Origin of the sequence: Flavobacterium agri (assembly GCF_013401995.1) — a bacterium.
Classification (GTDB): Bacteria; Bacteroidota; Bacteroidia; order Flavobacteriales; family Flavobacteriaceae; genus Flavobacterium; species Flavobacterium agri.
The window spans coordinates 597,853-609,468 of sequence record NZ_JACBJI010000003.1 but is presented as its reverse complement, the minus strand read 5'-3'; the positions used below and the strand labels follow the sequence as shown (position 1 = coordinate 609,468).

The window sequence follows — 11,616 nt, the reverse complement described above, 5'->3', positions numbered from 1 at the left end:
TGGCACACCGAAGTGGCCGAGGCCGCCGCCGTAGCGTCAGGCAATGGCTTGATCGTGAAGGTGACCGAATCGTCCTGCACGCTCGTGCAGTTCGCATCGGCTACGTCTAGAAGGTTGAAAGGGAATGTGCCCGCTGTAGTCGTTGGAATCGATACTGTGGCCTGACCGGCCGCGTTGCTTGTTATCTGAACCGGACCACCCGAACCTAATGTGTAAGTAAATGTATAAGGTGCAGTACCTCCAGAACCAATTATTGTGACCGTAGGTGATGTGCCGTTAAGACAAGCCGTGATAATAGGGGCTTGTATAATGGCGTCCGGTACCGGATTTACAGTAACCGTTATAGATTCTGTTTGAGGTGTGCTACAGTGTGCGTCGGAAACATTCGTCAAATCGATATCGAATGTTCCGGCAACGGTAGTCGGGATAGTGATAGTGACGCTATCATTACCTACAGTAGAAGAAATCGTTTGTGGGGTTCCTCCATTAATCGTATAAGTAAAGGTATAAGGTGCTGTTCCGCTTTGTCCTGTAAATGTAATTACCGGCGCTGTTCCGCCAACGCATACCGATGTAGCGGAAGCGGCAAGTACAGCATCCGGAGTCGGATACAAATGCAATACGAAAGATGTCGTACTCACATTGGCCGGATTTGCATTCTCCTCTATATGACCGTAAATCACATCGCCTTCATTCCCAGGATAAGCCGTATCCGGAGTGATCGGATTGGCTCCCGAAATTGCGTCCGATTGGTTATCGTGATATGTTACGGTATAATCGGCTGGGTTAAGACTACCTAAAATAGTAGCGGTTTGTTGCGACAAATCGAAATTTTCAACTCCGTTATTCCCAACATCACATAGGTACAAATCGTTTTGGCAATCGTAACTCAACGTAACACTTGCCGCAAAAATACAATCAATGTTCACGTTAGCAAGCGAAATCCAGATAACCTCCCCGTTCTGACCCGGATAATTGATCGGATTAAGTGAGTTAGGAGCAACATCGAGTGCATCCTGCTGGTTAGTGTAAAAGAATATGTCGTAATCTGCAGCGTTTATACCCATTTGCGCAATTGCCGCATTGAGGTTGAAAAGTGCAGGTCCAGGAGTATTACATGCCGTCAAACCAGTTGGAGGCGTGTATCCCGGAGGCGAATAAGAAGTCACCGTAAATTCTGCAATTTGCTCCTCACACGTTTGGCCCGAAGCAATTTGACCGATTGCGTGAACAGAATAAGTTCCCGGAACCGAAACGGTAAAGGTATTACCGGTAGCTCCAGGAATAAGGACTCCATTAGTGTCGTACCAAGTATATTGAGGATTGGAAGCTCCTGAAGTTGCGGTAACCGTAGTAGTAGGGTTACTGTCACAAAGGATTCCAGGTGTACTTACCGTAAGCGGACACACGATACTACAATCTGTGCTTCCTGCATTTGCGTTGTTCTCGTTTGTCTGGTTTAGGTTGATATAACCCGGTTGTTGAGAAAAGTTCGTAAGCAATACGGCGTAGATCTGTCCAGGCTGCGCATTGTGAATCGTCAAGGTCTCATTATAAGAACCTGAATAACTACAGTCGATTACGTTTCCGGACGGGTAAAAGTTAGGATCAGACGTGTTGTTCGGACATCCGTCGCATTCGTCAAGGTCGATGAGCGAACACATCTGGGCCGGACTCGTATACGGCCCCCACGCTATAAAGTCAACGTCGAGTTCTGTTCCCGGCACAACATTTCCGTTGGCGTCGAACTGTTCACCTTGTTGGATGTTGAACACCAATTCCCCACCTTCATCGATTTGAAGATAAAACCAGGCGGCGTTCGGGGTCGAGAAATTACATCCTACCTGACCTAATCCGTTCGGATCTGTAGTGGAGTTCTGGAAAATAAAGTTTCCAGCCCCGGCACAGAAGGGCGTAGCCGTTGGACAGGTGCCTCCTTGAGAGAAAGCTGTAACTGAGGCCAACAAAGCCAGAAAGAGCAAAAGTTTTTTCATAGCGATTTAGTTCTTTGGTAGGAATGAATAGTATTTCCAGTCGGTAGTTTGGTTGCAATCGGCCGTGGTAATTATAGCCCTCCATTTAAAGCATTTGGCTTTCATACCGAGCAAAGTGAATTCGCGCGAACCTTTATCGGCCTGCGCTTTGAACACTTCGGCGGTACCGAATTGCTTGCCTTCGACTTCCCTCCAGCAATCGCGTATGGGCACGATTTCGAACTTAATGTCGGATTCGGCCGGATAAGCGGAAAAATCCCAGTTCAGATTGGCGGAATACTGATCTTTTTGCGTAGTCGCTTCTTTCTTCACGACTTCAACAGAATACGCAATTTGGCAAGGGTTTTCTGTGTTTTGGGCCATCAACCCTGAAGAAAAACAAAGAATTAGGCCAAGTAGGTAAAAACTTTTCATAGAGTGGCATTTTTTGAAAGGGCGAAATTTACATAAATTTAGCAAAAGATTAGTGTTAATTTTTGATTGGTGAAATATCAATTATGAAACGGGTGTTTTGGTTGAGAATTTTTATCTTTGCAGCCGTATTTTTCATTTACAGTAAATCAGACATTTATGATTTCAAGCGACGATTTTCAGGACGAAATCGGTAACGACCATATCGCTACAAGTGCCCAAAATCCCATCAGACCAGACGCATTCGATATACCTGACGACAAAAAGATCGAACTTATCAAAAAAGACGTCGAAAACATTCTCTTAACATTGGGGATGGATCTTACCGACGACAGCCTAAAAGGCACGCCGAACCGCGTGGCCAAGATGTTCGTAAAGGAACTTTTCGGAGGTTTGAACCCGAACAAGAAACCCAATCCTTCGACTTTCGACAACCATTATAAATATGGTGAGATGTTAGTGGAAAAGAACATCACCCTCTACTCTACCTGCGAACACCATTTGCTGCCTATTATAGGACGCGCCCATGTGGCTTACATTTCAAACGGTCGCGTGATCGGGCTTTCGAAGATGAACCGCATCGTAGACCACTACGCCAAGCGTCCGCAAGTGCAGGAACGCCTTACGATGCAAATCGTACAGGAATTGCAGCGCGCGCTCGGTACGGAAGATGTGGCCTGTGTGATCGACGCCAAACACCTTTGCGTGAATTCGCGCGGGATCAAGGACATCGAGAGCAGCACCGTGACTTCGGAATTCGGAGGAAAATTCAAGGAAGAGCAAACCAGACGCGAATTCCTGAATTACATTCAGCTCGACACGAAGTTTTAATTCCTTTTTTAGAAACGGATTTCCGATATTTACCGCAACTTAGCCCGGATGGACGCGGCTAGCCTTTTGCAGAAAAAGTCTTCGTTTTATCTGGATGCGGAAGCGACCGACGGAAGCTCTTCGCATACGGTATAAAACCAGATTTTTTCAAGAAAGCTAGTAGCGGACAGCCGGAACAAGCTCCTAAAAACACATCACATGCCTTTGTACAAAGACCACGAACTCAAGATTTACAACTCGCTTAGCGGCGAGAAAGAAGTTTTTACGCCAATCCATGAGGGAAATGTAGGCATGTACGTGTGTGGACCGACGGTTTACAGCAATGTGCATTTGGGCAACGTGCGTACGTTCATGTCGTTCGACGTGATTTTCCGCTACCTGTTGCATTTGGGGTATAAAGTCCGTTATGTAAGGAATATTACCGATGTCGGGCATATCGTGGACGACGTGGACGACGGCGAAGACAAAATCGCCAAAAAGGCCAAGGTCGAACAGGTCGAGCCGATGGAAATCGTGCAGCGCTACACCGTAGATTTTCACCATATTTTGGCCGCGTTCAACTTTTTGCCGCCAAGCATAGAGCCGACCGCGACGGGACACATCATCGAGCAGATCGGGATCGTGCAGAAAATCATCGATCAAGGTTACGCTTATGTTTCTAACGGTTCGGTGTATTTCGACATCGCCAAATTCAACGAAAAATACCAATACGGGATTTTGTCGGGACGAAACGTCGAAGACATGTTGGCCAACACCCGCGACACAGACGGGCAATCGGACAAGAAAAGCCCTCAGGATTTCGCACTTTGGAAGAAAGCGGAACCCGAACACATCATGCGCTGGCCTTCACCTTGGAGCGACGGCTTCCCGGGCTGGCATTTGGAATGTACGGCCATGAGCACGAAATATCTGGGCGAGCACTTCGACATACACGGCGGCGGAATGGATTTGAAATTCCCGCACCATGAATGCGAAATCGCCCAAAGCGAGGCGGCTTGCGGAAATTCTCCGGTGAATTACTGGATGCACGCGAACATGCTCACGCTCAACGGCAAGAAAATGTCGAAATCTACGGGGAATAATATTTTGCCGGGCGAAATCCTTTCGGGCGACAACCCTTTCCTGAGCAAACCGTTTTCGGCCTCTGTGACGCGCTTCTTTATGATGCAGGCGCATTACCGCAGTATTCTCGACTTTTCGGACGATGCGATCACAGCCGCCGAAAAAGGATACGCGCGTTTGATGGAAGCTATGGAAACCATCCCTACGCTTTCGTCTTCGGCCACCTCTACTTTGGACATTGCGGCTTGGAAAAAACAGTGCTACGACGCCATGAGCGACGATTTCAACAGCCCGATCCTGATTTCGTATTTGTTCGAAGGCGTGAAATTCGTCAACCTTCTGAAAGACGGAAAAGAATCGCTTACGCAGGTGGATTTGGTCGATTTCCAAAAGACCATGCATGCTTTCGTATTCGACGTTTTGGGATTGACCGATGAAAAAGGAGCCGACACCCATCTTGAAAAACTCGAAAACGTCGTGAACCTGCTTATCGAAATGCGCAATACGGCCCGTGCCAACAAGGATTTCGCAATGAGTGACCAGATTCGCGACCAGTTGATCGCACTTGGCATCCAACTCAAGGACAACAAAGAAGGCACGACGTTCACTTTGGTTCCTTGACGCTCAAGAAAATCCTCATATTGCCATTGGTGTTGCTGATTCGGTTCTATCGGACGTTTATCACGCCGTTCACGCCATCGGTATGCCGCTTCACTCCTACTTGTTCTGCCTATTTTCTCGAGGCTTTGCAGGTTCATGGTTTGTTTTACGGAAGCTATTTGGGCATCAGGCGGATTTTGAGCTGCCATCCGTGGGGACGAAGCGGATACGATCCGGTTCCCGAACGTCGTTGCGCGCACAAACATTAGGATTCCTTAAACATAATCCTTAATCGGAATTTCCTTATTTTTACGACAAATAACCTAACATGACAAACGTTTTGGCCGCCGCTGTGTGGAATCCTTCCGAAGGCATCGATCTTGGCTTTTTTGTAATCCGATATTATAGCTTGATGTTCGTAGTCGCTTTTGGGCTTGGCTGGTTCATCATGAAGAAGATTTACGACCGCGAACAGATTCCGATCGAGAAACTCGACACGTTGTTCATCTGGACGGTGCTCGCGACTTTGCTAGGCGCGCGTTTGGGCCACGTTTTCTTTTACGACTGGGATTATTTCAGCCAGCATCCGTCCGAGATATTGTTGCCGTTCAAGTTCGAACCCGAATTCCAATTCACCGGGTTTCAAGGGCTGGCAAGCCACGGTGCTGCGATCGCGATCATCATTACGATGTATTTCTACGCCAAAAACGTGATCCAGAAGCCTATTTTGTGGATTTTGGACCGCGTCGTTATTCCGGTAACGTCGGGCGGGATTTTCGTTCGTATCGGTAACTTTTTCAATTCGGAAATCATAGGAAACGAGACGAATTCGGCTTTTGGGTTCAAATTCATCCGCGACCAGTTCAAATCGAACGAGGCCATGGCGATGACGCAAACCAAGACGCCGAACGATGCCTACAACGCGATCGCGACCGACCCGAAATTCTCCACGCTTTTGGAACAAGTGCCGACGCGTCATCCGGCGCAGCTTTACGAAGCCATCGGTTATGTTTTCGTATTCGCGATTTTGATGTATATGTATTGGAAAACCGATGCACGCCAACGAAAAGGCCTCATTTTCGGGGTATTCCTCGTGTTGCTTTGGACGGTGCGTTTCGTTGTGGAATACGTCAAGGAAAGCCAGGGCGGATTCGAGTCGGCTTTGGGCATGTTCTCGACCGGACAATGGCTGAGCATACCGTTTATCCTTGCCGGTCTGTACTTTATCTTCTTCGCGGAAAAACCCGTGAAAGGCGTTGAGAAAGAATGATTTTAGCAAGCCACGAATGGCGCGAATTACATTAATTATTTGCGCTCATTCGTGCCATTCGTGGCTTTTCATATTATAAACCGTTCCGTTTGGGGCGGTTTTTTTGTCTGGATGAAACATTCGGGGATGCGCTTCGTCTTACGGGCATCATCATTCAAATCAATCATCATGAAACGAATCATTCTCACAGGCATCGCCATGCTATGTCTTGGTGTTACCGCCCAAACCCCGATTACGGAATCCGACAAAAAAGAAACGCTCGCCAAACTGGGAAGGACGCTTAACGAAAAGTATTACTCGGCCGAGCTTGGGAAACAACTGAATACTTATTTAGACAAGCGCACGAAATCTGGCGCTTACGACCACATCTTATCGGGAGAACATTTCGCATCCCAACTCACTTCGGAGCTGCAACAACAGGTCAACGACAAGCACATTCGCGTCGAATATCATCCGGAAACGCTTCCGCCCGACGATCGTGCCGAAATCATGAGCATTCCCGAATCGGAAAAAGTCGGATACGGCAATATGTTGCGACATATCAATTACGGCATCCGAAAAGTCGAAGTGCTGCGCGGCAATATCGGCTATATCGATTTTGAGAGTTTTGTGGATCCGGAATTCGCCTCGGAAACCTATGTGGGCATGATGGCCTACTTATCGCATACCGAAGCGCTGATCATCGATTTACGCCAATGTGGAGGCAGTTATTCGCCCAAAGCCGTACCTTTCCTGATGAGTTATTTTTTCAACGATCCGGTAAAGCTCGAGGAAACGTATTGGCGCAAAACGAACAGCACGACCCAAGCCTGGACGGCCGCGGTAGTTCCGGGTCAAAAATACCTGAACAAACCTATTTATGTACTCACAAGTCACGCCACTTTTTCGGGAGCCGAAGCGTTTGTGAACGGCATGAAGAAATACAAACGCGCGACGATAATCGGCCAGCCTACGGGTGGCGGTTCGCATGCGGGCGGAATCGTGCGGTTGTCCGATCATTTCCAGGCGTATATTTCGGTCGGAAAAATCATCGCGAACAACGAACACGACTTATCCGATTGGGAATCGCAAGGCATAACCCCAGATGTCGTCGTCAATACGAAATTGGCGCTCAACCTCGCCCAACAACTCGCGATGAAAAACAGTATCGCGACAACCGATGAAGACGTTTGGAGAAACGCGCTGCAACAATGGATAAAAGAAGTCGAGGACGAAAAACCTGTGCTCAAAACCGTTACCTTCGAGCTTAAAGGCTTCAATCAGGCAAAAGAGGTAAAACTCGCCGGAACGTTCAACGACTGGACGCAAACCGGCATGCAAAAACTCAAAAAAGGCTGGTCGGCCACCGTGGAAAGCGAAACCGGAAAACAGCGCTATAAGTTCATCGTGGACGGCAAATGGATCGTCGACCCCGATAATCCCGATACGGTAAACATACAAGGCAATACCGATTCGGTGATCGAAGTGAATTAACACATCACAATATGTACATTCCGAAACACAATCGATTTGAGGATAAAGACGAGATCGTGGCTTTTATGAAAAGGTTCGGTTTTGCGACCATCGTAACGGTACGCGACCAAGTGCCTTTGGCGACTCACCTACCGTTCATAATTGAATCAAGAAACGAAGACATCGTGTTGGTTTCGCATTTCGCAAAGGCCAACGACCAATGGAAAGAGGTTGAAAACGACAATGTACTCGTGATTTTCACCGAACCGCACGCGTATATCTCGCCTTCGAATTACGATCGGCAACGCGAAGTCCCGACATGGAATTACATTTCGGTCCATGCTTACGGACGCGGCAAAATCATCGAAGATCCACAAAGCGTCATTCGGTTGCTGGAAAACACGATCGATAATTTCGAGCTGTCGTATCGCGCGCAATGGGACAACTTCCCGGATGATTTCAAACACGACATGGCCACAGGAATCGTCGCATTCCAAATTCACGTCACCGATCTTCAGGCCAAAAAGAAACTAAGCCAGAACAAGACCGAAAACGAACGCACCAAAATTATCGATTCTCTTTCACAAAGTAACGATGCGAACGAGCGCATGATCGCCGACTACATGAAACGCGACCAAAATCAATAAACCCAATTTTATCCAATAAAAAAAGGCTGTCGATAAAACAGCCTTTTTTATTTATAATCTAAGAGGATTATGCTTCTTTGTTGTGCTCTTCCTCGATGCGCTTGTGCTCTGAATCTGGAATCGTGTCGCACAATACCGGAGTCGCGATGAAGAGCGACGAGTACGTTCCTACGACGATACCGATCAACATCGCGAAGATGAATCCGCGGATGCTTTCGCCACCGAATACGAACATGATCGCCAATACCAAGATCATCGTAAGGGAAGTATTCAACGTACGCGACATCGTCGAGTTGATCGACTTGTTCACGATTTGGTTGAACGTACCTTTTTCCTTACCTGCCAAGTACTCGCGTACACGGTCGAATACGATTACCGTATCGTTCATCGAGTAACCGATTACGGTAAGGATTGCCGCGATGAAGTGCTGGTCGATTTCCATACCGAACGGCATGTATTTCCAAAGCAACGAGTAAGCTCCCAATACGAAGATAACGTCGTGTGCTACCGCGGCAAGAGCTCCAAGTGAATATTGCCACTTGCGGAACGATACCACAAGGTAAAGTGCCACCACAAGCATTGCACCGAGAACCGCCCAATACGAGTTCGTTTTGATGTCGTCGGCAACGGTCGGCGTCACTTTATAGGCATTTAGAACACCTTCTTTTTTACCGTCGTAGATGTTGATGAACTTGTCGTACGTCATGTCGGCAGCATAATGCTTCTTCAACGCGTCGAATAGCATGTGGTTGACTTTCTCGTCTACTTCGATGCCGTGTTTCTCTACTTCGTATTTGGTAACGATCTTGACTTGGTTGTCGTCGCCGAATTTCTTGGCTTCGGCACTTCCGAACACACCAACCAATTCTTCATGGATGGCCTCCGGGTTGACTGCTTCAGGGAAACGCACCTGGAATGTACGTCCTCCGGCAAAGTCTACGCCTGGGTTCAATCCGTGAGTCGAAAGCGAAACGATACTGACGATAGTCACGATACCCGAAACGGCATACGACCATTTCTTGATACGCAAGAAGTCGAAGTTGAAGTTCGTGAACCAGTTTTTAGACCATGGGTTGCTGAACGCCAATTTATCGCCTCGGTTCACGCTCCAGTCAAGAAGCATGCGCGTGATGAAGATCGATGTAAACAACGACGTTACGATACCGATCAACAACGTAGTCGCGAAACCTTGGATAGGTCCTGTTCCGAAGATGAAGAGGATAGCTCCCGTCAAAACGTGGGTTACGTTCGCGTCGACGATCGAGCGCATCGCACCTTTCCATCCGAATGACGCTTTTACGGCATCTGGCAATGAAAGCCCGTGACGCAATTCTTCTTTCGCACGTTCGTAGATGATGATGTTCGCATCCACGGCAGTACCCATCGTCAATACGATACCGGCGATACCAGGAAGTGTCAATACGGCACCGACGCTCGCAAGGAATCCGAAAAGGAACAACAAGTTCACTACAAGCGCCGCGTTGGCGTACCAACCTGCTTTTCCGTAGTAAATGACCATCCATAGACATACGATGAGCAAACCTACTATAGCCGAGTTCGTTCCGTTGTCGATCGCTTCCTGACCCAATGATGGCCCGACTACTTCCGACTGAACGATTTCTGCTTTAGCGGGCAATTTACCAGCGCGCAATACGTTAGCCAAATCTTTTGTCTCGGCAACGGTAAAGTTTCCTGAGATGGATGAACGTCCGCCGGCAATAGGTCCTGATGTTACGCCAGGAGCCGAATATACGATGTCGTCAAGGACGATCGCTATATAACTTTTCTCGTTGAATGCTTTTCCTGTAAGCTCTTCCCAATCACGTGCACCTGCACCGTTCATTTGCATGGAAACGGCCGGTTTTCCTAGTTCGTCGAATGTGTCTTTAGCATCTGTAACAACACCTCCGCTCATAGCAGGACCGATGTTGCGGCTCTTCGGCTTCAACGCGTAAAGAGAAACGGTTTCTACGTCTTTTCCTTTTTCGTCTTTAGTGACTTCTGTGATTCCCCAAACAAATTTGGCGAAACGCTTGTCTGCCGGCAACAATGCGCGGATATCGGCTCTCTTGAAATAGCTGTTCATCGCAGCCGTGTCTTTTGGAGCTACAACGGCAAGGATAGGTCCGCCGCCTTGGCTCACGAATTTATCGACGATCGGGTTATTTCCTTTTGCAGGAGTTGCGGTAGTATCTTTTTCTTTACTGGTAAGAAGCGTGTCGATTCCGGTTTTTGCAGTTTCTGCAGCAGGAGTCGCAGCCACTTTTTCTGTTTTCTTCAAAGCCTCGTTAGCCGACATGAGGAATTGACCCAATTCGTCAATTTTATACGTTTCCCAGAACTCCAATTGAGCAGTTCCCGAAAGAAGTTTCTTGATACGGTCTACGTCTTTTGCACCCGGAAGTTCCACAAGGATACGCCCTGATTGCCCCAACTGCTGGATGTTCGGCTGCGTAACCCCGAATTTATCGATACGCTTGCGCAATACTTCGAATCCTGATTTGATCGATTCGGCTACTTTTTCGCGGATGACTTTCTTGACGTCGTTGTCGCTCATCCTGAAGTTGACCGACTCGCCCAAAGTCTTGTTGGCGAATATTTCCGGAGAAGCAAGTTTTACGCTTCCTTTTGAATTCTCTTCGAACGCGATGAAAAACGCATCGAGGTAATCCTGGTTACCTTGCTTGTTTTTGGTTGCGTCATCGAGCGATTTGGTGAAAACAGCGTTTGTGCTGTTGTTGGCCAATCCTTTAAGGATGTCTTTAACCGAAATCTCGAGGATTACGTTGATACCGCCTTCGAGGTCTAGTCCTTTGTTGATTTTTTTCTCTTTTACCTCGTTGTAGGTAAATTGGGCGAATCCAAGATTCAAAACCTCTGTCTTCCCGATAGAATCAAGGTATTTGACTTCTTTTTCGGAATCCCCGGCCGCAAAAGCTTTGGCCTTTTTCTCCACGTTGTCGGCAACGAACGTGAAGATGAGCTGGTACACACATACCAGTGCAAACAAAATTGCAAAAAACTTGACTAATCCTCTATTCTGCATTACTTAAAAATTAATTGATCTCTTGATCGCTAGTTTGTGATTGGTTAACGGAAGCCGCAATACTACTGTCTTTCAGGCACAAACCAAAAAGACACACGAATCCCTGTTTTTTTGAAAACGTGCAAATATATAATTACTGGTCAGATTAACCAATTTATTTGGAGAATTCTGTCAAAAAATTGAACGCGCGATTGTTGATAAGTCCTTTGTCCAGCCGACTGCATTTATTTTGCCGTGAATTGGCGGATTTGAAGGATTTCATATACCAATCGTCAGTGGACAAACCACGCGCAAATCCATCAC

9 protein-coding genes are annotated in these 11,616 nt (G+C 47.4%); 6 read left to right on the top strand and 3 right to left on the bottom strand.

Annotated features, from left to right (window positions below):
- Positions 1-1,994, bottom strand: a 1,994-nt coding sequence (locus HZF10_RS10075) for an FIDD domain-containing protein (protein WP_503328422.1), incomplete at its 3' end; no start/stop codon positions are given.
- Positions 1,995-2,000: 6 nt separating this feature from the next.
- Positions 2,001-2,408 (bottom strand): hypothetical protein, encoded by a 408-nt coding sequence (locus HZF10_RS10070; protein WP_176006063.1) that lies wholly within the window; start codon positions 2,406-2,408, stop codon positions 2,001-2,003.
- Positions 2,409-2,564: 156 nt separating this feature from the next.
- Here HZF10_RS10070 and folE point away from each other — a divergent pair, with 156 nt between their 5' ends.
- From folE to HZF10_RS10040, 6 genes are all read left to right on the top strand, one after another.
- Positions 2,565-3,236 (top strand): GTP cyclohydrolase I FolE, encoded by a 672-nt coding sequence (gene folE / locus HZF10_RS10065; RefSeq protein WP_176006062.1) that lies wholly within the window; start codon positions 2,565-2,567, stop codon positions 3,234-3,236.
- A gap of 198 nt (positions 3,237-3,434) precedes the next feature.
- Positions 3,435-4,919 (top strand): cysteine--tRNA ligase, encoded by a 1,485-nt coding sequence (gene cysS / locus HZF10_RS10060; RefSeq protein ID WP_176006061.1) that lies wholly within the window; start codon positions 3,435-3,437, stop codon positions 4,917-4,919.
- Positions 4,916-5,167, top strand: a complete 252-nt coding sequence (yidD, locus tag HZF10_RS10055; protein WP_176006060.1) for a membrane protein insertion efficiency factor YidD — start codon at positions 4,916-4,918, stop codon at positions 5,165-5,167. Before cysS ends, yidD begins: the two co-directional genes overlap by 4 nt.
- Before the next feature lie 59 nt (positions 5,168-5,226).
- On the top strand, positions 5,227-6,168 hold the full coding sequence (gene lgt / locus HZF10_RS10050; protein WP_176006059.1) for a prolipoprotein diacylglyceryl transferase: 942 nt from the start codon (positions 5,227-5,229) through the stop codon (positions 6,166-6,168).
- 168 nt (positions 6,169-6,336) lie between these two features.
- Positions 6,337-7,641, top strand: coding sequence for a S41 family peptidase (locus HZF10_RS10045; protein WP_176006058.1), 1,305 nt, complete (start codon positions 6,337-6,339; stop codon positions 7,639-7,641).
- Between the two features lie 11 nt (positions 7,642-7,652).
- Entirely contained in the window at positions 7,653-8,267 is a 615-nt protein-coding gene (locus HZF10_RS10040) for an FMN-binding negative transcriptional regulator (protein WP_176006057.1), read from the top strand.
- 67 nt (positions 8,268-8,334) lie between these two features.
- Here HZF10_RS10040 and secDF read toward each other — a convergent pair whose 3' ends face one another.
- Positions 8,335-11,313 carry a protein translocase subunit SecDF gene (secDF, locus tag HZF10_RS10035; protein WP_176006056.1) on the bottom strand — a complete coding sequence of 993 codons (2,979 nt, stop codon included), beginning with the start codon at positions 11,311-11,313 and terminating at the stop codon, positions 8,335-8,337.
- Between the last annotated feature and the right edge of the window lie 303 nt (positions 11,314-11,616).